The sequence below is a fragment of the [Clostridium] innocuum genome, assembly GCA_012317185.1.
Lineage (GTDB): Bacteria > Bacillota_I > Bacilli_A > Erysipelotrichales > Erysipelotrichaceae > Clostridium_AQ > Clostridium_AQ innocuum.
This window is the reverse complement of record CP048838.1, coordinates 4,578,841-4,604,801: the sequence shown is the minus strand read 5'-3', so window position 1 is coordinate 4,604,801 and position 25,961 is coordinate 4,578,841. Positions and strand designations below refer to the sequence as shown.

Here is a 25,961-nt window from a genome sequence, read left to right as displayed (position 1 = left end):
ATAAGGAGTTGATGGTATGTTAAAAAATATATTCAAAATGAAAAAAATTTTTCAAATATATTCTCCAGTTAATGGGAAGTGTGTAGATTTAAAAGATGTAAATGATCAAATGTTTGCCGATAAAATTATGGGAGAAGGAGTTGCATTCAAATACAATGGAAATACTATATATTCTCCGTGTAAGGGTAAAATTGTTGCAGTGGCAAGTACGAAGCACGCATTAGGTATAGAAACAGAAGATGGTATTGAAATCTTGATACATGTTGGATTAGAAACTGCTGAGTTTAATGGTAATGGATTTGAATTGTTAGTTAATCAAAATGATAAAGTAACAATAGGGCAGCCATTATTAAAAATTGATAGAGATTTTTTTGAAACACATCATACCGATTTGATAACACCTGTTGTTGTGACAAGTAAAGGATTGAATATAGAATTTACAAATAAAGAGGAAGTAACTATAAAAGATGTTGTAATGATGATAAATAGGTGATAAAAGATGAAAGTTGTCAAATGCATTAATAATAACGTAGCTATATGCCTTGATGATGATAATAATGAATTGGTTGCTTTCGGAAAAGGAATAGGGTTTAAAAAGCCGCCTTTCGAAATTGATGTAGCAGTTATTCAAAAGACATATTATGGTATTGATGAAAATTATGTTCATATGATAAATGAAATTCCTGAAGAAATTTTGTTACTTTCTGAAGAAATTATAAAATACGCAGAATATGAACTGGATTATATCTTTAGTCCTAATATTATCTTTACATTAGCTGATCATATCAATTTTTCTATAGTAAGGTGCAAAGAAAAATTAAATATAACCCTTCCTATTGTTCAAGATATAAAATTCTTGTATGAAAAGGAACATGCTATAGGTACATATGCGTTATTTTTGATAGAAAAAAAATTAAATATAAAATTACCGTTAGAAGAGGCTAGTTTTATTAGTTTACACATTATAAATGCAGAAGCTAGAAAAGCAGGTGAAATAGATGGCTATGCAGAAAATAAAGTGATTATTAATAAAATTACAAAACTGATAGAAAATAAATTCAATATAAGTATTAACAAAGATGGAGCGAATTATTCAAGATTTGTTTCACATATTCAATACTTATTAAGACGCATTGAAAGTAAAGAGGAAATAAAAAGTGAAAATAAAGAGTTGTATATAACAATGAAAAAATCATTTCCAGATACTTCAGATTGCGTAGATTCAATATCTGAGTATTTATTGCAACTTTTCAAATGGGAATTGTCAATTGAAGAAAAACTATACTTGATTATACATATAAATCGATTATGTTCACGAGAGGATTGTTACCAGTAGGGCTTAACCTAGAACACAAATCAAATTATTTTTGATTATGTTTTAGGTTTTTTTTGTTAAATGAAATTAAAATAGGCGCCTTTTAATGGCATTTAACACATATTTATAGGAGGTTGGTATCAGAAAAAAGATATTGTTGATAACTTATTTTATGAATCAAATTTAATACTTTAGCTAAAAGCACATATTAATTGAAAATTGTAAAGTATACGACATTAATGAATTTTTAAATTGTGAAGGGAGAAAAATAAATGTCAAATTATTCTAAAAATGCAGAAGATATTATTACATATTTAGGTGGCAGTAAAAATATTGAAGAAGTTAAGCATTGTTTTACTAGATTGAGATTTAAAGTGAAAGATAACTCGAAAGTAAATGTGGAAATGCTAGAAAAAATACCTTGCATAGTTCGAGTTATGAAAACAATGGGTCAGATTCAAGTTGTTGTAGGAAATGAAATAGATGAAGTTTATAAAGCTGTAGAAAAATGTTTGGAAGGAACGAGTATAGATCTTTCCAAATTAGAAGAACCAGTAGAAACAAAAAAAGAAAAAACACCTAAAGGAATTAAATATTATGGTGGTCAAATTTTAAATGCAATTTCACAAACTATCAGTCCAATTTTAATGGGGATGGTAGTTGCTGGATTATTTAAAGCAATATTAACCATTTTGACTTTGACAAAAATTGTAAGTACAGATAGTCAAACTTATATTTTATTAAATTTAATGGGTGATTCTTTCTTCTATTTTATGCCTGTATTAGTTGCTTATAGTGCTTCAAAATATTTTAAGTGTAATACGGTATTAAGTTTAATGTTAGCTGGTATTTTGCTTCATCCGAATTTCATAGATTTAGTAAATAGTGGAGAAAGTATTAGTTTGTTTGGGTTACCTGTTCATGCTATTTCTTATAATGCTTCATTATTACCTGTATTGTTTACAGTTTGGGCTCAATCAAAACTTGAAAAATTAGTAAGTAAGACATTTTTTACTAAACTAGGAATGCTATCCTTATTCCCAACGTTTTTAATTATGGCTCCACTAACACTGGTTGTAACAGGTCCATTTGGTTCAATTGTCGGAGAATTGATTGCAAATGCAATGTTAGTAATTTATAACAAATATGCAGTATTGGGTGTATTTGCAATTTGTTTCTTGATGCCATTATTTATTTGGACAGGAAGTCATTGGGTTTTTATGCCAGTAGCATTATCAAATATGACAAATTTAGGATTTGATCCATTCTTATGGCTTGGATTTACTGGATGGAACTTTTCACAGTTAGCTGTATCAACTGTAATTATGTTGAAAACAAAAGATAAAGATTTAAAACAAATCGCTGGTTCTGCTGCATTTTCTATTGCAACCGCAGGTATTTCTGAACCTTGTGCATATGGTTTAACATTAAAATACAAAAGACCAATTATTCCTTCTTTTATTGGATGCGCTGTAGGCGGATTATTCTTTGGAATCTTTAAAGTTAAAGTATTCCAAATGATTAATGTTTCTCTTTTAAGTTTGCCTCAGTTCTTGGATCCAGCAGGTGGAAACAACTTTATGCTTGCTATAATTGGAATAGTATTAGTATTTACTGTAACGTTTGTATTAACTTGGTTTTTTGGTTTTGATGATAAGAAAGATTTAGGCAAATAGGTGATTATATGAAAATTAATGATAGAATTTATTGGATTTCTGGAGGACCTTGGGGATATTTAGGTAATGCATACGCTATTAAACATTCAAATGGTTATGTGTTAGTTGATACAGGAAGCCCAGAAGCACTAGATGTAATTGTTAAAAATTTAAAATATTGGAATATTGATGAGAACAAAATTACACATGTATTAATAACTCATGCCCACGACGATCATACTGGATGTGCACATTATTTTCAGAAATGTGGTGCAAAAATTGTAATGGGAAAAGAAGATGCTAAAATGCTAGAAGATGGTCATTTAGGAGAATATAGTCCTTGTACAAATCATGTTATGCCAGCTTGTAAAGCTGATATTTTGATTGATAAAGATGAAATATTACAGATTGGTGACTTAGAATTTGAGATATTATGCTTGCCAGGACATACAGATGGAACATTATTATATTTTGTTCGAATTGATAATGAAAATGTTATGTTTAGTGGAGATATGTTTTATACAGATGGAAAATGGGGAGAAGAAACAAGAACTGGATGGAAAGGAGACTTGTCTTATAACTCTAAAAAATTAGGCGAATCCTTTGAAAAATTATATAAATTAAAAGAAGAACCGGATCTTGCATTGGCTGGCCACGGAATTCCTCGATTTGGTAAAGAGGCAGAAGTGATTCGTTTAGCTTATAAATACTATTTGAAATTTGATAGATAGAATTTATAATGGAGTGCTTGATTTAAATTTAAAAGATATTATGATAAAAGCAATTATATTTGATTTTAATGGTACTATGATTTTTGATCAAGAAATTTTAGAAAAATCATGGACATTATTTTTAAAAAATTTAATACATAGAAAACCAACTGATGAAGAATTCTCCAACTACATTCATGGAAGAAATATAGAAGAGAGTATACATTATTTTTTAGGTGATGATGTAGAAAATATCAATACATTAAAGCTAGAGAAAGAAAAAATATACAGAGATTTTTGCAAGGCAGACAAAGAAAATTATAAGTTGGTTGACGGCTTGCCAGAATTTTTAGATGATTTAAAAATGAAAAATTATGTATGTGCTATTGCAACAGCATCGGGACTAGATAATATTAGGTTTCATTATGAAAATTTAAAATTATATAAATGGTTTGATTGGAATAATATTATTTATAACGACTATAGTTTCAAAGGAAAACCTTCACCTGAAATTTATGAGAAATGTATTCAAAATCTTAATTTAAAAAAAGATGAATGTATAGTATTCGAAGATTCTATATCAGGGATTATTGCAGCAAAGGATGCTGGAGTTTATAAAGTAGTAGCAATAAATAAAAATAAAATGCTACCTTGCGAAAAAGCAGATAATATCATTTCTGATTATAAAAATGCGATAAAAATACTCGAATAAAAAATTATAACTGATCATCAAATATGAATTAGCAAATAAACATAAGTTGCATGGTCAGTTATATTTGTAATCAATAATTGCTGACAATTTAAAAAATTTATCAAATTTTGTATATCTATGAGGAGAAATAATGAAAAATATCATTTTAACAACAGTTTCTGAACCAAAAAAAGATTGTAATGGCAGTCCTGTATTTTTAACAGATGAAACAATTGAAGAAAGAAAACAAAAAATACTTACCAGAATGCGTAAACTTCATCTTGATAAATTAGTTATTTATGGTGATGTTGAGCATGGTTCTAATTTTGAATATTTAGTTGGATTTTTTACTCGTTTTGAGGAAGCATTATTAATTATAGATAAAAGCGGTGAAATAAATATTGTTCTAGGTAATGAAAATTTAGGTAAAGCTGGAAAATCTAGAGTAAAAATCAGTAAAACTATACATGTGTCTTTATTTTCACTTCCTAATCAGCCAAATCGTACAGATATATCATTTAAAGATTTACTTATTTCTGCCGGTTTAGATAAAGGACAAAGAATTGGTTTAGTAGGCTGGAAAAACTTCACTTCTATTTTAGAGGATAACAAACACACATATGATGTTCCATATTATATTGTTAAAAATATTATTGATATTATTGGCGATGAATACTTATTAAGTAATGAATGTTCAATATTTATTGGTGAAAATGGCGTCAGATGTACAAATAATCCAAATGAAATAGCTCATTATGAATATGGTGCAGCATTAGCTAGTGATTGTATTTTAGATGCCATGAATGATTTAAATCTTGGCATAAATGAACTAGAACTAGGTGATAAACTTGTTAGAAATGGACAACATACTTCTATTGTTACAATAGCTTCTAGTGGTCCTAGATTTATTAAAGCAAATATGTTTCCACGTGATAATACTGTTAAATTAGGTGATCCTATTTCTTTAACGGTAGGATACCGTGGTGGCTTAAGTTCAAGATGCGGATTTGCTGTCGAAAATGAAACACAACTTCCTGAAGGTCAAAAAGATTATTTAGAAAGAGTAGCAATTCCATACTTCAACGCCTATGTTGCATGGCTTGAAAACATTAAATGTGGATTACAAGGTCATGAAATATTTGATTTAATTGAAAGTGAATTACCACGAGAAAAATATGGTTGGTCATTATGTCCAGGTCATTTAACGGCTGAAGAAGAATGGATGTCTTCTCCTATTTATGAAAACTCAACTGAAGTATTACAATCTGGAATGTTATTACAAATCGACATTATTCCATCTGTTTCTGGTTATACAGGTTCTTCTGCTGAAAGTACAATTCTTTTAGCAAATGGATCTTTACGTAATCAAATCAAAAAAGAATATCCAGATATGTATAACAGAATGATTGAAAGAAGAAATTACTTAATTAATGTTTTAGGTATTAATCTATCTGAAGATGTGATGCCTATGTGCTCTACAGTTGCTTATTTAAGACCATTCTTACTAGCCCATGATAAAGCTTTAAAAGTAATTAAATAAGAACTTTAAACAAGAAAAATTACAAATTGATGATGCAAAAGCAGTAAATATAAGATGTTATATCACAATATAGCATTTCAATTTACTGCTTATTTAATATATGTTTATAAAATGGTTAAAATTTGTATTTGATTGATAAAACAGAATTTTAATAAAAATATGCGAGTCATATTGAGTTTTCTACAAATTTAGAAATAATAAAACAATTGATGAGTCAAATTCTAGCGATTGAGTGAAGCAAAATCTTAAGTGTTTGGGAATAGCTTGAACTCAATATGTACTCACAGTGACTCCAAAATGAGTACAAAATATACGGAAAAGGTTTGGAATATAAAATAATACAGGAAGTAATTGTGTAAATGACCATATAATGTATATGTTGTATGGATTTAAAAGTATACAAAATCGAGGTGGGGTATTCTGCCTGCTTGTTAGATAAAAAATGGAGAGTATGTATGCTGTTTTAATTCAGGCATCATCTCTCCGTTTTCATTATGATATGTATAAGGTATTTGATACAGTTCCATATACCTAGGTTTACTCATTCAGGTAGGATAACAGCTGTCGGACAAATTCTGTCTGCGGCTGTTTTTTCACTATATCCGGTGTATCGAACTGTTCAATATTGCCATCCTTCATAATCATGACGCGTGTTCCAAGACGAAGTGCTTCACGAATATCATGTGTGATGAAGAAAATTGTGATGTGCAATTCATGGTAAATCCTGAGAATTTCATCCTGAAGGGAGTGGCGGGTGATTTCATCCACGGCACCGAACGGCTCATCCATTAACAGAATTTTCGGATGAGAAGCAAGTGCACGGGCAATACCGACACGCTGCTTCTGCCCTCCGCTCAGCTCGTCGGGATAACGGTTCAGCAGCTGCTCCTCCAGCTTCATGATATCCATCATTTCCTTCACACGTTTCTGAATCAAAGAGGAATCCTGTTTCGTCAGGGACAGTACATAACCGATGTTTTCCTCAATCGTCATATGCGGAAACAGACCGATGCTTTGGATGACATAGCCGATATTACGGCGCAGCTCATTCTGATCCACCTTGCGAATATCCTTATTCTGCACATGGATTTCACCTTGATCCGGAATCAGAAGGCCGTTGATCAGCTTCAGAACAGTTGTTTTACCGCTTCCGCTTCCACCGATAACACTGATAAACTCTCCGTCCTGAATATCCATACAGAAATCCTTCAGGACAGTATGCTCTCCATAGGAGTGGAAGATATGCTCCATTCTTATGCTGCTCATTTTGTCACCTCCAGAAGCTGCTTCTTCACAAGGAAATCTCTTGCGACATCTGTCTCGTTTCTGCCATTGGTTTCAACATCATTGTTCATCTCCGCCATTTCTTTTTCACTGATCTGTCCATTTAACAGCTCCAGAACACTGCGCAGCTGGGGATATGCGGCAAGTGTCTCCTCGCGGACTACAGTTCCTGCATAATATTTTTCAAAATAATTGCTTTCATCCTGCAGTACAACGATAGCGGGATCACTGATTCTTCCATCCGTTGTGAAAACCAGAATGGCATCCACCTCCCCCTTCAACAGGGCATCATATTTCAGACCGATATCCAGGTCCACACTCTTTTTGAAATGAAAATCATTTGCTTTTACCATAGCATCATATCCGTCATCACGTTCATAATAGTCATATTCTGCGCCAAAGGACATCCGGCTGGATACGCTGGCCAAATCAGCATAGGTCTTTAAGTGATAGCGCTGTGCTGTTTCTTTTGTGACCGCGATACCATAGGTGTTATTGAAGCCGTATAAGCCTGTCCATTCCAGATGATACTGCTGCTTATATTCCCTGATAAGCTCCTTGTACAGGATATCGTGCTCAGGTATTTCTTTTTTCTTTAACACAAAGCTCCATGAGGTGCCGGTATATTCCGGATACATGTCAAAATCACCCTTAACCATTGCCGGATGAATATTGCTCGTACCTCCGCCGACTCCCTTGGTTATTTCAACGGAAAGGTCTGTACGGTCTTCGATCAGCTGCTTCAACATTTCTCCGATAATAAATTCCTCTGTCATTGGTTTTGTGGCGATATGAATGGTATCCTTTTTGGAAGGAATCGCAAGCATGGTTGTGCATCCCGCAAGCAGAATACAGAGAAGCACTACGGCCACAGTGCGCTTCTGTTTTCTGGAATGCTTCCGTTTTGTGAAAAAGGATTCCAGAATATTCATCAGAATATCAAAGAGAAAGGCAAGTACGGCAACTGCCAGACTTCCTGCCAGCGTCATCGTTAAATTATTGGTTGTGATACCGCGGTAAATGGCAACACCCAGACCGCCTGCTCCGATAAAGGAAGCAATACCCGCCAGGGCAATCGTCATCACCACCATGTTTTTAAATCCGGATAAAATAACCGGCATGGCAAGCGGGAGCTTAATGCGCCAGAGAATCTGTGAAGCAGTACTTCCCATACCGCGGGCAGCCTCCAGAATATCCTCTTCCACACCTGTGATACCGGTATAGGTAGCGCGAATAATAGGAAGCAGTGCATAGATGCTTAATGCGATGATGGCGCTCGTATTACCGATCCCGGTTACCGGAATCAGAAAGCCAAGCATGGAAATGGAAGGAATCGTATACAGAAAGCTGATGACTCCAAGTGTCAGAGAAGAAGCCTTTCGTTTCTCCGCAATGAGAATACCGACACTGACACCTACTATGGTGGCAAAGACAATAGCGATTGCGGATATCTGTAAATGCTCATAAATAAGCGGCAACAGAAAATCCCAACGCTGTGTAATAAAAGTAAACAATTCCTGTATCATACGCTTTCCTCCCCGAATGCCGTCACATCCTGCTATGTTTGTTTTATTGTAACTTTATTGCGGTAATCCTGCAAGGAATTCGTCTACAAACTTAGAAGCGACAGCTCCATCACTCACTGCAGTGACGATCTGACGCAGAGGCTTATCACGAACATCTCCGATGGCGAATACACCGGGAATACTGGTCCGTGTTGTTTCGTCCGCTACGATATAGCCTGCCTTGTTCACTTCCAGCTGTCCCTGAAAGACTGCGGTATCCGGGATGCGTCCGATAGCGACAAACAGCCCCTGTGCAGCTATGACCTGTGTTTCCTTTGTTTTTAAGTTTTCAATAACGGCTCCACTGACCTTGTTATCTGCGAGAATTTCTTTTACACGGCTGTTCCAGACAAAGCGGATGGTGCTGTTTTCCAGCTGACCTGCATACACCTTGCTTGCTCTGAGCTCCTCGCGACGATGAATCAGGGTAACGCTTTTGCATATCTTTTCCAGATATAGGGCGTCCGCAATGGCACTGTTTCCACCACCGACGATAATGACGTCCTTTCTTTTGTACATCATGCCGTCACAGGCTGCACAGTAAGCGACACCGCGCCCTCGCAGGCTGGATTCGTTTGGCAGACCAAGCTCTCTTGGATAGGCTCCGGTGGCGATGATTACCGTCTTTGCTTCAATATCACCTTCGTCCGTATGCAAAAGCTTTGGCTGTGCTGTTAAATCCGCACCTTCAACGCCGGCATAAGCGGTTTTGGCGCCAAAGCGTTCTGCCTGCTGCTGCATCTTTTCTCCAAGATCAAAGCCGTCGATTCCTTCCTCAAAGCCTGGATAATTCTCTACGATTCCAGTGGTTGCCATCTGGCCTCCCGCTGATAGCTTTTCCAGCACGAGAACCGATAACGCGCTTCTCGCACAGTACAAAGCTGCACTATAGCCAGCAGGACCGCCACCGATAATCACCACATCATACAGTTGCTTGTTCATAAGAACACCTCACCTTCTATTCGATTCCTGCAGCTTTTTGTTCCTTCATCCATGTGATTACCTGCGCTTTTGCCTGTGGTGCAATCAAAAGAGTGGATGGCTTTTTATCATGGAATACCATCAGGCTTGGAATTGTTTCCACACCATAGCGCTCAGTAAGCTCTTCATTATCATCAATGTTCACCTGTACCAGTGTCAGGTCTGGATACTCTCCTGCAATCTGTTTCAAAACCGGTGCCAGGCGCTTGCAGTATCCGCACCACGGAGCCCAGAATTCCACAACGGTTCCTTCTTTTTCAATCAGTTCATAAAAATTCTCATTGTTTGCTGTTACGAGTGCCATACTTCATTCCTCCTTATTTTTATGGTTTTCAATAGCAATCAGCTGTTGGCTGATATCTTCAATTGTAATTTGAGAAAGGTATTGCATACACACCGCATTCAGGGAAGCCTCCAGCGTGTCTACAACAGTACCCATACCGGTAGCTACCATACAATAGGTATTCAGTGCACCGCTTCTCCAGCCGGATTTCGTCAATGGCTGCTGTAACGCCTGTGCAAGATCGGACAGCTTGATCGTGGATGCATCACCTTGCAGCTCATAGCCGCCGCTGTTACCCTCTCTTGTTTCCAGCAATCCGGCTTTTTTCAGCTTGGCCATCACCTTGCGAATGCGCGCCGGATTTGTACAGATACTTTTCGCCAGCTCCTCACTGGAAACCTTTGTATTGCGATGCCTTAGATAGGCAAGTGCATGCAGTGCAATAATAAACTCGCTATTCATAGGCTTATTCGCTTACCGTATCATACGGCCAGTCATTGATACCACCAAAATCATACACATTCTTATAACCCATCTGTACCAGCTTGTCGCTTGCCTGTTTACTGCGGACTCCCGTTCGGCAATGTACAAGCAAAACAGCATCCGTATCCGTAAGCTTGTCCTTCGCTTCCTCCTCAATCGTTTCATTCGGTACAAGGACGGCATCCGGTATATGTTTTTCCCTATACTCCTGCTGTGTTCTTACATCAACGATCGTGACCTTTCCGGCATCCATCATTTCTTTTGCTTTCTTCGCGTCAATTTTGTGATAGGCATTGCTGTTTTCCTGTACAGCTTCCTTATTCTCCTCCGTCGGCATATCCTTTGCGCAGCCCTGTAGTATGACCATGATACAGGCAAATACGGTAAACAAAGCTATTTTTTTCATACAATACCTCCTTTTACTGTAATTATAAAAGTTACAGTTAGAATAGTCAATCATCCTGCCCTAGATTTTCGAACATCTTTTTTATCTTAAGCTGCCACGTATTGTAACCTGCCATATAAAAAGGAAGCAGTGAGCTTCCTTCATGGTATGATTCCTAGGATCTGCAGGTATCATTTCTTCGACAATTTCACATACTATTTTATGTTCTGTTAATATTTACTTTATATTTTATCTCTATAATAAGGAATGGATATCTTACCTGTTCCTGCGAAAAATAAATTCCCGATGATATGCCATAAACTTCATCCGGTTTTCGCTCAGATAGCATTCTGCAAGCCTGTAGTTCTTACGAAGACTGTAGGCACTGTCCAGATTATCTTTTTCCAGCAGCTCTTCACTGAAGATGATATAGCCATTTTCATCAAATGTAAAATAGCCCTGATCAAAGAGATAATCATGATTGCGGCATAAGAGCAAACCATTGTCGTGGTCGATTGCCTCATAAATATGCGCACAGTCACGAAACGGCTTGATGTGTGATGCAATCAGCATATGTGGTATATTGATACCGCAGATTGGACAGCTATGGTCAAACTCATGAAACAGCGTATCCTTATAAAATACCTGCAGCGCCTTGGTTTCATCCCGGTCATGGGGGATCCCTTTTCTTGGAATGATGCCATGTATGATATTCTTATATTTATAATCGATCATACTGTAGCTGGTATTCTTATAATCAATACGCATATCCTCGTGAGCAACGATACTGGAGGTGTACAGCGCAGTCAGTGTGATGGATACCAGCGGTACTTTTTCATCACTGTATTCCTGCAGGATATCCGATATTCCCTTCAGCAGCCGCGGATGGAAGCGCAGCTTTTCCTCCACGACCTCAAACAGAGTTGTCTGCAGCATGAGCTGAAGGCTTTCTCTGTCGACATATTCCAGGACAAGCTGTTTATCACGAAACGGATTTGTCCGCATCTGTTCATGATAGTATCTGAAAATTAAAGGATCCTTGATAAAGCTTTCAAATATAGACAGAGCCTCCACACCGGAATTCTGATTGCTTTTGGCATAGATTGTTGCCGCAGGCGTTAAATCAATTCCACGCGGCGTTGTCTTCAGCATTTTCTTTTCATTCAGAAAGCCGATCAAATCCCGAATTTCACTGAGCTTCATGGCATAATACTCGCCTGCAATCTCCTCATATACACGCAACGGGGCATCATGTAAGCTAACACCCTGCAGCTCGATGGCATCCAGGATGCTCAAAATTTTCTTAAATAGCATTTTTCTCATGTCTTCACCACTTCCTAACTCTATTATACACATATTTTTTAAAAAAATTTTCTAACTGGTCAAATTGTGATAGTATTCGACAAATCAAAACATTTACAATGTAAGCAATAAAAGGAGAGTGTTAAAGAATGAAAGGTCCAGGAATTAAAGATTACTTGGAAGTTATTGAAAACATGAAGGTGACTGCACAAAAAGAAGGCAAGGCATTTATAGAAGTAAACTCCAAGGAGCTGCATGCGAACGTGAGCCCAAACCATGCAACGATGCCAACCTGCTGCCAGGCAATCTACAAGCTGATGCTGGAAGGTGATGAGATTCTCAGAAGACCAAAGGGAAATACCGGCTTTGGTTCTCATCTGACGGTACGCTTTTATGTAGAGCAGCTGGAGGAAAGAGAGCGTATGTTCCCAAATAAGAAACGCGGAAGACCGGCAAAGAGTGAAGAAGAAAAGCTGGCCGCAAGAAAAGCAAAAATGAAGAGAAATACAGAGGATTTATGCAATCTTATCAAATCCTGGCTGGGTGAGCATGGCTGGGAATACATCGAAAATAAGGATTTCATTGAAGCACACAACGAGAGCCAGCGCTGGGTGATCAATGTACAGGGGATCAAACGGGGAAGAAAACAGACACTGCCGGTGAAGCTGAGCGAGGTTTTAAAGCATATTGAGGATACAAATACACATTACAGTATTGCATTTAACGACTCTGTTTCCTATCGCAGGCAGTGGAATGAAATTCCGAAAGCAGTAAAAAACAGTCTGAATATGAGTGTGATTCTGGCTGATAAGAAAGGTAATATTACAGAGCTGTAATCTTCTGCCGGCATGCATACGCTATCCGGCATACATGCTTCGACATAGCACCTGATATATAGAACAGGAGGATTGAGCAATTTCGACATGGCTCGCTTCCTGTTTTTTTCGTAATCGCCAGCTGTATAATCTAACCGCCTCCTGCCTGCAAGCCGGCTCTGATATACACATGCCGATAAAAGTCATGACTTTCTGAAATAGAGATGGTAGAATGAAGACAGAGAAGCAGATTTGTATCAAAACGGAGGTGTGTGCATGAAGGGGTTTGAAAGAGAGGATCAGCTGTTTTCACTATGTGGCTTGAACTGCGGACTTTGCAGTATGCATCTGGGCGGGTATTGTCCCGGGTGCGGGGGAGGTGCCGGAAATCAGGCGTGTGCGATTGCACGGTGTGCTATGCAGAAGGAGGATACACCGCTGTATTGCTCTGCATGCTCTGAATTTCCTTGTGAGCGGTATGCAGAACCGGATGCGTATGATTCCTTTATCACGCACCGCAACCGCATGCAGGATTTCATGCGCATGCATACGATAGGTGCCGCTGCATATCACAAGGAACAGCTGGAAAAAATTGAGATTCTAAAGGAGCTTTTATCAGATTATAATGATGGCAGAAGGAAAACGCTGTTTACACTTGCTGTAAATCTGCTGGAGCTGAAGGAGCTGAGAGGTGTCATGCAACGTTTATCAGAAGTAAAAACGGATACGTACACAAGAAAGGAAAAAGCGGATCTTGCTGCGTCCCTGCTGCAGGAGACCGCTGCTAAAATACCTGTTGAATTAAAGCTTCGAAAGAAACCGAAACAGAAATCCGCCGGATAAGGCTCCGTAAAACGTTCGTCACATAAATTTTCAGATTCAATATGATAGTAAAGAGGAGTCTGATAAGCATGTGGAATGCCTTTTTACTTGTCATTGCCCTGAGTCTGGACAGCTTTCTGGCCTCTCTTGCCTATGGTGGCGAGCATATACGCATACCCTGGAAATCAGCGGTTCTGATTTCCTCTATCGGTGTGCTGTTTCTGTCGTTTTCCCTGTATACAGCAGCATTTATACAACAGTTCATACCGCCGTATATCTGCCGCATGATATCCTTCGCGATTTTCTTTATGATTGGTCTTAGCTCCTTGTTTCAGGGAACCATCAAGTCGTTTCTCGGTACCTATAAACGGAAAAAGCTGAGCTTTGAATACAGTGGAATATCGTTTGTTCTGGACATCTATCTGGATGAAACCAAGGCAGATGCGGATAACAGCAAGCTGCTTTCCCTGAAGGAGGCACTGTATCTGGCGGTGGCTCTGTCGATTGATTCGCTGGCAAGCGGCTTTGCACTGGGAATCAGTATTGTACAGCCTCTGCCGGTACTGGTCATCAGCTTCTGCGTCGGTATACTGGCTATTCTGGGGGGATCCTTTTTAGGCGGCAAAGTACTGTCGCTGAAAGAATGCAGGCTGTCCTGGGTCAGTGGAGTTCTGTTTCTGATTCTGGCATTTTCAAGAATACTCTGAATACATATCTGCTTTGGATATGTATTTTTTGGTTCGTGCTGTTTTATAAGGATTACTTCTGTATCTGGCTTACTCCAGCCTCCATTTTTATTGCATGTACGATAGGTTTTCGTGTCGGGCACCTGCTGGGAAACCGGCTTTTAAGCAATGAAGTTATTGATTATTAACTCCTGTATACCAACATAGGCTGATGAATTAAGAAATAGGCTATCCTCCCTGCAGTCCTGGAAAAGGCCTGTGCTGCTTCAGGAATTGGGAAGCCGGATAATGTTGCTTTTTTCTTCCTACGCGATATACGTGTATAGCTCAAGATAAAGAGCATACTGAAGGGAAGCGGACAGGTTCAAGTGTATGAACAGGGTTTTATTATAGCTTTATATATTTGAGAGTGAAAGAGAAAAAAACTGTTTTATCAGAAGAAAATGCTCATAAAACAGTTTCTTGTTTGGGATTGTATGTATTACTTTATTATCATAACCTGATTCTTCAGCTCTTGAAAAGAATTACAGACCAGTATCAGGCTGGATACGGCTTCAATCTGTTCATCATTCAAAGAGAGCAGCCAGGCTGAGCAATCCTCGTGATATTTACTTTTTAGCAGCTTGCGTAACAGCGATATCCTCCCTTTCTGTATACCAATCTTCTCCCCTTCGATTTTTCCTTCTTCAAAGCTGTCCTCCAAGCCATAGCGATAACGTGCTTCTCCCATCTGAATGGCCATTGCGGTTGACCACAGCTCATCATCCTTCTGCATTTCCTCGTACTTATCCACGAATACCTTCACCAGCCTTTCCTTTGACTTCAGTATATCATTTTTTTCATTATTTTCAAACAGGTATACCAGCTGTTCAAAGTCATTCAGCCTCTGTAATTCCTTTTCCTTCACGATATCATTGATTGCCGGCATATGAATATAGGTGCGAAGGATGAGCGGATAGTAGCTTTCATTCTCTCCCTGCTCATTGCGCATCTGATACTGATTGATCAGATTTCTGTTGTTCCATGCATACTCGTCAATGAAAATAATCTGATATACCGGCTTTAAATCCTTGTACTTCTTACCGCTGTTCAGCTGATTGTTCAATGCTCTGGCACCGTAAAATTCAAAGCGCATCATTTCCGCTATTCCCTTATAGGTCGTCTGCATCTCGATATTGAAATGTCGGTTTTGTTCATCCTTCACATGAACATCCAGAATGATGCGCTTTTTTCCAATGATGCCCGGATCCAGGTTGGGATTGAGTACGGTGCTTTCCTTTACCCGGATTCCGGTAACACGTTCAATAATGGTGTTGCGGGCGTACACAGAGCCTTCATCCTCACGGGAAAGGGTGTACTTAAAAAATAGATCATTGCTGTAGCTGAGTTGATTTATTGTGTTTGACATTTTTATGTCCTCCATTCTGTAAGGGCGCCTTACACACCTATATACGTATGGAAGATACTGAATTCCTAAATAATCCACTATTCGTGTATATATTATCGAAATTTATATGTGTCAAAAGAGAAAATAAATTCGCAAAGAGCTTTTTCATGTGATATGAGAATCTTCTGTATGATATATTCGTGCCATGCAAGAAAGCAGCTAACTCCATTCTGTACCACATCATAAGCTTTTTCCGGCTTTCCGGTGTTTCGTAACAATTCATACTTCATTTGCTTGCTTTTCAGATAATGTCTGCTATAATAATAAAGTTTGATTATAAAAGTAAATGGGGTGATGATATGAAAAAGAGAACTAAAGTAATTATTGGAATCGGCCTGAGTCTGCTGATTCTGGTATTGGGCGGTCTTGGATTTGCCGGTAATTATTTCTATACACTGGCGATTGATGCACATAGTGATAAAAGCGTTGTTTTTGGAAATGAAGAGGAGGATCCCAAAGCAGCACAGGCATCAAAGGATTCCTATAATGAAATGATGGCGCGTGATACAAAGGATGTCTGGATGAAAAATAAAGACGGCTATAGGCTGCATGCTTATGAAATCAATCAAACCGGGAATAAATGGATCATTGTCGTTCACGGCTACATCAGCGAAGCAAAAAACATGGCAGAGGTTGCAAACCATTTTGCGGAACAGGGCTATCGCGTTCTGGTGCCTGATCTTCGCTCACACGGACAAAGTGAAGGTGATTCCATCGGTATGGGTGCATGGGACAGTGAGGATATTGTTGAATGGTCGAAGTATATTCTGAAGCAGGACAGTGCAGCAAGTATTGCCTTGTATGGAGTATCTATGGGAGCCAGCACGGTCATGATGGCGAGTGGAAATGAACAGCTTCCCAAAGCTGTAAAGGTCGCAGTGGAAGACTGCGGCTATACAAGCGCCTGGGATGAATTCAGCTTCCAGCTGGATGATCTGTTTGGATTGCCGTCTTTTCCTGCACTGGATGCCGCAAATTTTGTGACTAAGCTTCGTGCAGGCTATGATTTAAAGGATGCGGATGCGCTAGCCGCAGTAAAAAAGAAAAAGATCCCTATGCTGTTCATTCACGGGGATGCGGATGATTTCGTTCCGACAGATATGGTGTATCCTCTATATAAGGCAGCTGCCGGTGAGAAAGAGCTTATGATTGTAAAGGGTGCCGGACACGGAAAGAGCAGAGAAATCGATCCGTTGGCCTATTGGAGAAAGGTGGATTCCTATCTTGGGAAATACCTGTAGATGCATGTGACAATTTCATATAAACGTTTGAAATTGAGATAAAAGGATTCCTAAAATCAGCAAAAAGTGTTATATTATTAGGGAATACAGGAGGTATTGAAAATGAGTAAAAGACCAGTAGTATTAGTGGTTATGGACGGTGTGGGAATCAGTGATTCCGAGTTTGGAAATGCCGTAAAAAAAGCGTATAAACCAACATTAGACAACCTGTGGGAAAACAGCCCGCATACAGAAATCAAGGCACATGGTCTTGCAGTTGGACTTCCTACAGACGATGATATGGGAAACAGCGAGGTAGGGCACAATGCACTTGGCTGCGGACAGATTTATTCTCAGGGAGCAAAGCTGGTAAATGAAAATATTGAAACAGGCGAAATTTTTAAAACAGAAACCTGGAGCGGACTTGTAAATAACTGTAAGGATGGAAAGATGCATTTTCTCGGATTGCTTTCTGATGGAAACGTGCACTCTCACATCAACCATCTGAAGGCTTTAATCAAAAAGTCAAAGGAAGATGGTGTTAAGGAAGTACGTGTTCATGCATTACTGGATGGACGTGATGTTCCGGAAACAAGCGCATTGACCTATGTAGATGATATAGAAGCTTACATGGCTGAGCTGAACGATGACAGCTTCCATGCCTGCATTGCAAGTGGTGGCGGCCGTATGACCATTACCATGGACCGTTACGAAGCGAACTGGGCAATGGTTGAACAGGGATGGCATGTGCACGTTCTTGGAGAAGGAAGAGAATTTACGTCTGCTAAGGAAGCAATTGAAACCTATCGTGCAGAATCCGGTGTAGTAGATCAGGATCTGCCTGGATTCGTTATCGCGAAGGATGGAACGCCGGTCGGTACGATTGAGGATGGAGATAGCGTTATACTGTTCAACTTCCGTGGTGACCGCGCACAGGAAATCTCTCTGGCGTTTGACGGAGATGAAAGCTTTGACAAGTTCGACCGTGTCAGAATGCCGAAGGTGATGTTTGCCGGAATGCTGCAGTATGATGCTGATCTGAACATCCCTCATAATTTCCTGACATATCCTCCAAAAATCAAGTATACATTGACGGAAGAGCTGTGCAAGCACGGTATCCGTGAATATGCAATCAGTGAAACACAGAAATTCGGACATGTGACGTACTTCTGGAATGGTAACCGTTCTGAAAAGCTGGATGAAAAGCTGGAAGATTATGTTGAAATCAAATCCGATGTAATTCCGTTTGAACAGCGTCCATGGATGAAATCTGCAGAAATCACAGATGTTCTGTGTGCTGCAATAGAATCCGGAAACTATGATTTCCTGCGTACAAACTATCCAAATGGTGATATGGTTGGACATACAGGAAACTTTGAAGCTACCGTGATCGGTGTGGAATCTGTAGATTTACAGCTGGCTCGTGTAAAGAAGGCTGTTGATGCAGTTAACGGTATACTTATTGTGACCGCTGATCATGGAAATGCCGATGAAATGTATGAAAAGAAGAAAAAGGAAGATGCCCCTGTAAAGGCGAAGACATCACACACACTGAACAAAGTGCCTTTTATCATCTATGGTGCTGATGTAGAGTTGAAGCAGGATGAGCAGCTTGGTTTATCCAATGTGGCGGCTACGGTAGCTGATTTGCTGGAAGTAGCACCAAACGAACACTGGAATGAAAGTATCATTAAAAAATAATCATATTATATAAAATCTGCCTAGGTATATATAATATAGTAGCCAGTCCCTTAGCTATCATAGCGGACTGGCTTTTTTGTAGAAACGGGTCTTTTTTATGTATCTTTTGAAAAATGACAAAAAGGAAAAACTACCTCATTTATATTCCCCATATTTTTTTGAGGGAATAAAGAGTTCGTGATATTCTTAACGTGTAAATAAATGAAGGAGGGATACGATTGTATACAGCAGGAATTGATATCGGAGGTACAAATACAAGAATCGCACTGATCAATGACTTATATGAGATTGTGGAAAGATTACAGTTTCCTACAGATGTAAACAACCCACAGGCAACACTTCAAAAAATTCAGGACACGGTGCAGGGCTTTTCCGTGGCTATTGCAGGAGCCGGTTTATCCTGCCCGGGTCCATTGGATTTGAAACAGGGAATTATTCTGGACACTCCCAATTTAAAAGGGGGATGGCATGGCCTTGCGGTAAGCAGAGAGCTGGGTGCACGTTTACAGGTGCCTGTCTTTCTGGAAAACGATGCGAATCTCGCATGTCTTGCAGAAGCTGTGCTGGGGCAGGGAAAGGAATATTCCTATGTGCAGTTTCTGACCATTTCCACGGGTCTTGGCTCAGGTCTTGTCATTGATAAAAAAATCTATCAGGGAGCGCATGGCTTTGCGCATGAAATCGCAAACATTCCCTTGTGGAGAAACGGTCCCCATCATGGCTCCATCTATCCCGGTGGTGTGGAAGCCATCTGCAGCGGAACGGCGATTACAACACGCGCAAGAGAAGCCGGCTTGGATGTTGAGCATGCCGGAGATGTGTATACGCTCGCATGCTCACAGAATCAGACAGCCATTGATATCATGGAGGATGCTAAGGAATATCTTGCGAATACAATCGCCATAATCTATGCGTTTGTCGATCCCGAAATTGTCATTCTGGGAGGCAGTGTCGCAATCAAGATACCGGGATTTGTTGAGGATGTGGAACAGAGGGTGAAAACAAAGGTGTATCCGAATGTCCGGCCACTGGTAAAGGTAGTGAAAACAAACCTGAGTGAAGACAGCGGATTGCTCGGAGCAGCCTGTCTTGCATTTCTACAAGTGTAGAAGCTGCAGACAAAGGAGGTGTCTATGAAGTCTGAAAAAGAAAATTATTATATAAAGGAAATATTGAAAATACTGGTACAGGGTGACATTGTCGCAACAGGTAAAATTGCTTCCATGATTGCTCTTTCAGAAAAAGCAACCAGAAATAAACTGGAGCATTTACAAAATTATCTACAGGAAAACCAGCTTGGTACGATTGAAAAGAAGCCGCGTGTCGGTATCTGGCTGAATATGGATGAACAGCAGAAGGAAAAAATGCTGCGATTGCTGGATGGTGCGGAACATTTCAGTGTAGGCTATGACGCTACACAGCGAGTCAGAGAAACACTGCAGATATTCTTTCGTATGATGCCCAGAGAAACCATCACGACACAGAAGCTGGCAGAGGAGCTGTATCTCAGCCCGCCAACCGTATTGAAGGTGATTAAGGACTGCGAAAAATGGCTTGCGCCGTACGGTATTGAAATCAATAACGAACGAAGCCGCGGATGTTCGCTGAAATATGATGAAACAAGCTATCGAATCGCATTGAAGGACTATATTATGCTCGATCATGATCTGGATGAAACACGCAGACAGACACAGGAGTTTTTCTCCAATATTGATATTGATTTAATAAAAAAAGCGATTATCGAAACGGAAAATGAATGGAATTATCGTTTCACAGATACTTCCTTTTACGAAATACTCATTTACTGCTGTCTGGCATATCAGCGTAAGGATTTCAGTACACCGCTTCGCATTGCACAGGAGGATCAGGAAATTCTGGAGCGCTATAACGAATATCCGTTTACAATCGCTATTTTCAAAAAGCTGCATGAGAAGATGCATGTAATCTTCTCCAATGAGGATGTCATGTTTCTGGCAACACAGATTTTATGCTCGAAATTCATCGGCATTAACAATGCGGTGGATATGATTTCCAATATCTCAAAATATGATCAGAAGATATTGAATTTTATCGACGAAATGCTGGTTACAATCGGAAATATTCTGGAAGTGGATCTGACAAATGACAGCAAGCTGCGGGAAAGTCTCATCTTCCATATGCGCCCAACCATCTTCCGCCTGCGTTACGGCTCTCCACAGAGCAATTCGCTTGTGAATTTTATAAAGACCGAATACAAGACGGTCTTCCGTGCGGCATGGTCGATTTCCATGATGTTTGAAAATTCGTTCGGTCTGCAGATTACAGAGGATGAGCTGGGATATATCGTACTCTATATTCAGTCAGCTTTGGAAAGAAGAAACCAGCGTTACAGTGCTATTCTCCTTGCGGAAGGCAATCTGGGACATGCACAGCTGTTAAGCGAGCGGATTCGCAAAACCGTGCCGGAAATCAGCAATCTGAAGGTCATCAGTCATCATGATTTCAAGCTGTATGAGCATCCGGATGAGGATATTATCATAAGCTCCAAGCTGTTAAAGGAAACGGACAAGCGTGTCATCGTTATACCGAATCTGTTAAGTGATACGGGGATCGGTATGCTTCGGAATTTCATGGATAATCTGAATCTTCGAGTGTCAGAAGAAATCAATCCCTTTGAGCCGATCTGCTTTCAGCTGTTTTCTCCCGAGCTCATGTTTATCAATACGCCCTTTGATACGAAGGAAGAGCTGTTGAAGTACATGTGTGAGCGCATGGAGCTGAAGGGCTATGTGACCGGAAAGTTTTATGATTCCGTCATGGAGCGGGAAAAAGCGACAACGACGAGTATCGGAAACCGTGTGGCACTTCCCCATGGGGCAATGAGTGAAGTAAATGAATCCCATGTCGCGATTGCGGTATTACCGGAGCCGATCGTCTGGGATGATGATCGTGTGGATGTCATCTTCCTATTGGGCTTTAAAATGTCCACACATGAGGAGATCCGAAGAATACAGTCGTTCTATAAACAATATATATCGCTGATAGAAACGGATGAAAAGGTAAAAATCATACGCAGTAAAAAATCAAATCTGGAGCTGTACCGCTATTTGATACAGTAGCTGACAGAAGTATACATTATAAAATATAGCTTTACCATGTAATATCATAAAAAATAAACGAGGAGGAACATGATATGCAACTAATAGATGTATTGGATGAGAGAATTATCGACTTAAACGCAGAGGCAGCAAATAAGGAAGAGGTACTGACTTTACTTGCAGGTAAGCTGAAGGATGCAGGATATATCGCAGATGTGGAGGCTTTTAAAAAGGATATCTATCTGCGCGAGAGTGAAGGTACGACAGGAATCGGTAACTATATCGCTATTCCCCATGGAAAAAGTGATTCCGTTACACAGGTCGGGATTGCAATCGCAAAGCTGAAGCATGAGATTGAATGGGAGACACTGGATGATAAGGGGGTTCGTCTGGTTTTCCTGTTTGCGGTAAGCAATGATCATGAGTATGCGCGCAACCACATGCTGTTACTGGCGGATATCGCCAGAAAGCTGGGAAATGATGAGGCTGTCGAACGTCTGCTGCAGGTAGAAAATGTAGAAGAATTAAAGGAGATATTTGCGGGAAAATAAAAAGTACCACATTTATCTTCCCATCTGTTTCAAAGAAAAGAAAAAAAGGGCAGTATTAAAAATACCACAATGAATCGGAAGGAATGTCGGAAACATTTTATAATATAGACAGTTAAAGAAAGGAGGACGTACAAATGAATATCGTTGCAGTTGCAGCTTGTACATCCGGAATCGCTCATACGTATATCGCAAAAGAAAAGCTCATTCGAGCTGCGGAAGGTATGGGACACACAATCCATGTGGAAACACAGGGAACGATCGGTACTGAGGATGAATTAACAGCGGAACAGATCAAAGCCGCAGATGTTGTCATTCTTGCCATTGACATCGCCATTACAGGTACGGAGCGCTTTGAGGGGAAAAAGACAGTAAAGGTTCCTACCAATGTGTGTGTGAAGGCACCGAAGCAGCTGATTCAAAAAATTGAAGCAGAATTAAACAAATAAAGAAAGAGAGGAAAAAGGATTATGAAAAAATTTGGTGCTGAGCTGAAACGCCATGCTCTTACCGCCATCTCCTATATGCTGCCGCTGGTAGTTGCTTCCGGTCTGCTGATCGCTATCGGAAATCTGATGGGTGGAGAGGTAGTTACAGATTTAAGCAAGATGACGATTCCTAGTGCATTGACATCACTCGGTGTATTGGGAATGGGTCTTCTTCCATCATTTATCGCAGGTTATATTTCTTATTCAATCGCAGATCGTCCGGGTATTGCTCCAGGTTTCCTGATGGGGCAGATTGCTTCCTTCCTGGGAGCTGGATTCCTGGGTGGTATGGTCGGAGGTTACATTGTCGGTTATATCGCATTGTTCATCAGAAAGCATTTGAAGGTTCCACACTGGGCAGAGGCACTGATGCCGATGATGATCATTCCGACATTATCTTCCATCATTGCAGGATTACTGATGTACTTTGTAATCGGTACACCAATCGTATGGTTAACAGAAGGTCTGACAAACTTCATCACAGGCTTGGATCAGAGCTCTAAGGTTCTGTACGGCTTTATCATCGGTGCCCTTGGCTGTCTGGACTTCGGTGGTCCGATCAGCAAGGTTCCAAATCTTATTTGCGACGGGTTACTGCTGGAAGGAATTCTGGAGCCGGAAGCAATCAAGGTGCTTGCCGCCATGGTTCCGCCACTTGGAATCACCTTATCCCTTGTTATCTCTAAATTCATCAAAAAACGCATCTATACATCGACTGAGGTTGAAAACATCAAGGTTGCCTTCCCGATGGGACTGTGCATGATTTCCGAGGGTGTTATCCCGATTGCTATGAATGACCTGATTCGTACGGTTATCTGTACCTCCATCGGCTGTGGTGTGACAGGCGCTATCAGCTTTACTCTGGGTGTGGGAAGTGCCGTGCCATCCGGCGGTGTCTTCGTTATCCCGGCCATGACCAATCCATTCGCAGCCCTGCTCGCACTGCTGGCCGGTACGTGTGTGACAGCTGTTCTGCTGGTACTTATCAAAAAGAAGAGAACAGACGCTGATGAAGTTCAGGTGGAAGAGGTCGAAGAGGAAATGGATCTTTCCGGCATCACATTCTCATAAAAAGAAAGAGGGATCGCAATGTATGTATCAATGAAAGGCATGCTGCAAAGAGCCAACGAAGGAAATTATGCAGTCATGGCAATCAACTGCTTTAATATAGAAACAGCAAGAGCTGTCATAAGTGCAGCGCAGGATTTAAGAGCTCCCATCATTGTGAATATCGTTCAGGAGCATATGGTGAATCACTGTGACAGCGAGCTGATTGCGCCGATCGTAAAGCTGCTGGCGCAGCGCTCGAGTATAGAGGTTGCATTAAATTTTGATCATGGGGAAGAAATCGGATATTTGAAAAAAGCCCTGCATGACGGATATTCCAGTGTTATGGTGGATGCCTCCCGCTACGATTTGGAAGGCAATATTAAAATGACGAAGGAAATTGTTGAATTTGCTAAGCAATTCGACGCATCCGTAGAAGGGGAAATCGGATGCATGGGTGGAAGTGAAGGCGGCAATTATACAAATGATGCGATGAAGACAGATCCGCAGCAGGCATTGCGCTTCGCAAAGGAAACCGGTATTGATGCACTGGCTATCTCCTTTGGCTCCTCTCATGGAAACTATCCAAAGGGATATGTTCCTGAATTTGACTTTGAACGCCTGAAGGAAATCAAGGAGCTTACCAAAATGCCGCTGGTACTGCATGGCGGTTCCGGCTCCGGGGATAAAAACATAGAAAATTGTGTAAAATACGGTATTAACAAAATCAATGTCGGCTGTGATTTCATGAATGCCAACGTTGACAGTATTAAAAAGCATCTGGAAAAAGACCCGAACATCAATTACTGGGTCATGATGCATCAGGTTGAAATTGATAGTCGCGAGATTATCAGGCATTACATCAGATTATCAAAATCGGAAGGAAAATCCCTGTAAGGGAAGAAGGAGCTAAACTTATGTTAATGAATATGAAGGATTTACTTGCAGTTGCACAGAAAAATCATTTTGCAATACCTGCATTCAACATCGGAAGCGATCAGCTGTTAAAGGTTGTTATGAAAAAAGTAAAGGAATTAAATTCACCGGTTATTCTGGAAATGAGTCCGGATGAATTTAACTTTGTAGGAGATGCACAGATTCAGGCTATGATTTATGAAGCAGCACAGACCGATGTGCCTGTATGTATCCATCTGGATCACGGGGATTCTTATGAAACAGCAGTACGCGCCATCCGTGCAGGTATGACATCTGTTATGATTGATGCATCCACACTGCCTTATGAGGAAAACGTGGCTGTCACAAAAAAAGTAGTGGAAACCGCACATATCGCCAATGTATCCGTTGAGTCAGAATTAGGAACCATCGGTACAACCGGTAATTCAATTGAGGGCGGAACACAGGGGGTTATCTATACGGTTCCTGAAGAAGCAAAGCAGTTCATTGAGGACACAGGAATTGATACCTTTGCCGTAGCTATCGGTACAGCTCACGGAATTTATCCAAAGGATATGAAACCGGAGCTGCGTATTGATATTCTGAAAGACATTACCAGCAAGGTGGATGTACCACTGGTACTGCACGGCGGATCCAGCAATAAAGACGAAGAGATTGCAGCAGCAGTTGATAATGGCATTTGTAAAATCAATATCTCCAGTGATATCAAGGTTGCATTCTATACACAGTGCCGCAAGACTCTGAATGAAAATCCAGGTTATCGTGAACCTCTGGAAATCTATCCGGAAGCAATGGAAGCATGTGGAAAAGTCGTTGAGGAAAAGATTCGTCTGTTCAAATCGAATGACAAAGTGAAATATTACTACTAAGAACAAAGATAATTTCTTATAAAGGTGAAAAGGGATTGGTTCAAGCGATGGAACCAGTCCTTTTCATATAATAAAGCAACAGGAAAGAGAATGGTGATGACAGGACTCTTTTATGGGTATACTTGAAAAGGA

Annotated in this window: 26 protein-coding genes; 18 read left to right on the top strand and 8 right to left on the bottom strand. The window is 40.0% G+C overall.

All coding sequences use genetic code 11. The annotated features are described in order from the left end of the window. Positions 1-16 precede the first annotated feature (16 nt). The 6 genes from G4D54_22510 to G4D54_22485 all read left to right on the top strand — a co-directional run bounded on the left by G4D54_22510 (position 17) and on the right by G4D54_22485 (position 5,911). The gene (locus G4D54_22510; protein QJA05015.1) at positions 17-493 is read left to right on the top strand and encodes a PTS glucose transporter subunit IIA; all 477 of its coding nucleotides are present in this window, start codon (positions 17-19) and stop codon (positions 491-493) included. A gap of 6 nt (positions 494-499) precedes the next feature. Continuing rightward, positions 500-1,336 carry a PRD domain-containing protein gene (locus tag G4D54_22505; protein ID QJA05014.1) on the top strand — a complete coding sequence of 279 codons (837 nt, stop codon included), beginning with the start codon at positions 500-502 and terminating at the stop codon, positions 1,334-1,336. Between the two features lie 251 nt (positions 1,337-1,587). Next, a complete protein-coding gene (locus G4D54_22500) occupies positions 1,588-2,991 on the top strand; it encodes a PTS transporter subunit EIIC (GenBank protein QJA05013.1) in 1,404 nt (467 codons plus the stop codon). A gap of 8 nt (positions 2,992-2,999) precedes the next feature. Next, positions 3,000-3,701 (top strand): MBL fold metallo-hydrolase, encoded by a 702-nt coding sequence (locus G4D54_22495; GenBank protein ID QJA05012.1) that lies wholly within the window; start codon positions 3,000-3,002, stop codon positions 3,699-3,701. Positions 3,702-3,741: 40 nt separating this feature from the next. Then, the gene (locus G4D54_22490) at positions 3,742-4,392 is read left to right on the top strand and encodes an HAD family phosphatase (GenBank protein ID QJA05011.1); all 651 of its coding nucleotides are present in this window, start codon (positions 3,742-3,744) and stop codon (positions 4,390-4,392) included. Positions 4,393-4,522: 130 nt separating this feature from the next. Then, on the top strand, positions 4,523-5,911 hold the full coding sequence (locus G4D54_22485) for a M24 family metallopeptidase (GenBank protein ID QJA05010.1): 1,389 nt from the start codon (positions 4,523-4,525) through the stop codon (positions 5,909-5,911). Positions 5,912-6,448: 537 nt separating this feature from the next. Here the strand turns inward: G4D54_22485 and G4D54_22480 are convergent. The 7 genes from G4D54_22480 to G4D54_22450 form a co-directional block, all read right to left on the bottom strand. Then, on the bottom strand, positions 6,449-7,177 hold the full coding sequence (locus G4D54_22480) for an ABC transporter ATP-binding protein (GenBank protein QJA05009.1): 729 nt from the start codon (positions 7,175-7,177) through the stop codon (positions 6,449-6,451). Further along, positions 7,174-8,721 carry an ABC transporter permease subunit gene (locus G4D54_22475; GenBank protein ID QJA05008.1) on the bottom strand — a complete coding sequence of 516 codons (1,548 nt, stop codon included), beginning with the start codon at positions 8,719-8,721 and terminating at the stop codon, positions 7,174-7,176. The genes G4D54_22480 and G4D54_22475 overlap by 4 nt, the downstream gene beginning before the upstream one ends. Positions 8,722-8,775: 54 nt before the next feature. Further along, positions 8,776-9,702, bottom strand: a complete 927-nt coding sequence (gene trxB / locus G4D54_22470) for a thioredoxin-disulfide reductase (protein QJA05007.1) — start codon at positions 9,700-9,702, stop codon at positions 8,776-8,778. 16 nt (positions 9,703-9,718) lie between these two features. Continuing rightward, the gene (locus G4D54_22465) at positions 9,719-10,045 is read right to left on the bottom strand and encodes a thioredoxin family protein (GenBank protein ID QJA05006.1); all 327 of its coding nucleotides are present in this window, start codon (positions 10,043-10,045) and stop codon (positions 9,719-9,721) included. A 3-nt stretch (positions 10,046-10,048) separates the two neighbouring features. Further along, positions 10,049-10,486: an Rrf2 family transcriptional regulator gene (locus G4D54_22460; protein QJA05005.1), complete on the bottom strand. Its 438-nt coding sequence runs from the start codon at positions 10,484-10,486 to the stop codon at positions 10,049-10,051. A gap of 4 nt (positions 10,487-10,490) precedes the next feature. Beyond that, positions 10,491-10,913: a rhodanese-like domain-containing protein gene (locus G4D54_22455; protein ID QJA05004.1), complete on the bottom strand. Its 423-nt coding sequence runs from the start codon at positions 10,911-10,913 to the stop codon at positions 10,491-10,493. A gap of 255 nt (positions 10,914-11,168) precedes the next feature. Further along, the gene (locus tag G4D54_22450; protein QJA05003.1) at positions 11,169-12,215 is read right to left on the bottom strand and encodes an HNH endonuclease; all 1,047 of its coding nucleotides are present in this window, start codon (positions 12,213-12,215) and stop codon (positions 11,169-11,171) included. A 128-nt stretch (positions 12,216-12,343) separates the two neighbouring features. On the opposite strand from G4D54_22450, the gene G4D54_22445 reads away from it, so the two are divergent. The 3 genes from G4D54_22445 (at position 12,344) to G4D54_22435 (ending at position 14,538) form a co-directional block, all read left to right on the top strand. Beyond that, on the top strand, positions 12,344-13,030 hold the full coding sequence (locus G4D54_22445; GenBank protein ID QJA05002.1) for an AT hook domain-containing protein: 687 nt from the start codon (positions 12,344-12,346) through the stop codon (positions 13,028-13,030). 255 nt (positions 13,031-13,285) lie between these two features. Next, the gene (locus G4D54_22440) at positions 13,286-13,852 is read left to right on the top strand and encodes a DUF3795 domain-containing protein (GenBank protein QJA05001.1); all 567 of its coding nucleotides are present in this window, start codon (positions 13,286-13,288) and stop codon (positions 13,850-13,852) included. A 68-nt stretch (positions 13,853-13,920) separates the two neighbouring features. Further along, positions 13,921-14,538, top strand: a complete 618-nt coding sequence (locus tag G4D54_22435; protein ID QJA05000.1) for a sporulation protein — start codon at positions 13,921-13,923, stop codon at positions 14,536-14,538. Between the two features lie 460 nt (positions 14,539-14,998). Here G4D54_22435 and G4D54_22430 read toward each other — a convergent pair whose 3' ends face one another. Beyond that, positions 14,999-15,925, bottom strand: coding sequence for an Rpn family recombination-promoting nuclease/putative transposase (locus G4D54_22430; GenBank protein ID QJA04999.1), 927 nt, complete (start codon positions 15,923-15,925; stop codon positions 14,999-15,001). Between the two features lie 338 nt (positions 15,926-16,263). On the opposite strand from G4D54_22430, the gene G4D54_22425 reads away from it, so the two are divergent. From G4D54_22425 to G4D54_22385, 9 genes are all read left to right on the top strand, one after another. Next, the gene (locus tag G4D54_22425) at positions 16,264-17,205 is read left to right on the top strand and encodes an alpha/beta hydrolase (GenBank protein QJA04998.1); all 942 of its coding nucleotides are present in this window, start codon (positions 16,264-16,266) and stop codon (positions 17,203-17,205) included. A gap of 102 nt (positions 17,206-17,307) precedes the next feature. Next, a complete protein-coding gene (locus G4D54_22420; GenBank protein ID QJA04997.1) occupies positions 17,308-18,885 on the top strand; it encodes a 2,3-bisphosphoglycerate-independent phosphoglycerate mutase in 1,578 nt (525 codons plus the stop codon). Between the two features lie 218 nt (positions 18,886-19,103). Beyond that, positions 19,104-19,994 carry an ROK family protein gene (locus G4D54_22415; GenBank protein ID QJA04996.1) on the top strand — a complete coding sequence of 297 codons (891 nt, stop codon included), beginning with the start codon at positions 19,104-19,106 and terminating at the stop codon, positions 19,992-19,994. A 24-nt stretch (positions 19,995-20,018) separates the two neighbouring features. Next, positions 20,019-21,983, top strand: a complete 1,965-nt coding sequence (locus G4D54_22410; protein ID QJA04995.1) for a transcription antiterminator — start codon at positions 20,019-20,021, stop codon at positions 21,981-21,983. A gap of 74 nt (positions 21,984-22,057) precedes the next feature. Continuing rightward, entirely contained in the window at positions 22,058-22,513 is a 456-nt protein-coding gene (locus G4D54_22405) for a PTS transporter subunit EIIA (protein QJA04994.1), read from the top strand. 134 nt (positions 22,514-22,647) lie between these two features. Continuing rightward, positions 22,648-22,959: a PTS fructose transporter subunit IIB gene (locus G4D54_22400; protein QJA04993.1), complete on the top strand. Its 312-nt coding sequence runs from the start codon at positions 22,648-22,650 to the stop codon at positions 22,957-22,959. Positions 22,960-22,980: 21 nt separating this feature from the next. Further along, positions 22,981-24,069, top strand: coding sequence for a PTS fructose transporter subunit IIC (locus tag G4D54_22395; GenBank protein QJA04992.1), 1,089 nt, complete (start codon positions 22,981-22,983; stop codon positions 24,067-24,069). Between the two features lie 18 nt (positions 24,070-24,087). Beyond that, positions 24,088-24,942, top strand: a complete 855-nt coding sequence (locus tag G4D54_22390; protein ID QJA04991.1) for a class II fructose-bisphosphate aldolase — start codon at positions 24,088-24,090, stop codon at positions 24,940-24,942. Positions 24,943-24,962: 20 nt separating this feature from the next. After that, positions 24,963-25,829 carry a ketose-bisphosphate aldolase gene (locus tag G4D54_22385; GenBank protein QJA04990.1) on the top strand — a complete coding sequence of 289 codons (867 nt, stop codon included), beginning with the start codon at positions 24,963-24,965 and terminating at the stop codon, positions 25,827-25,829. Positions 25,830-25,961: the final 132 nt, after the last annotated feature.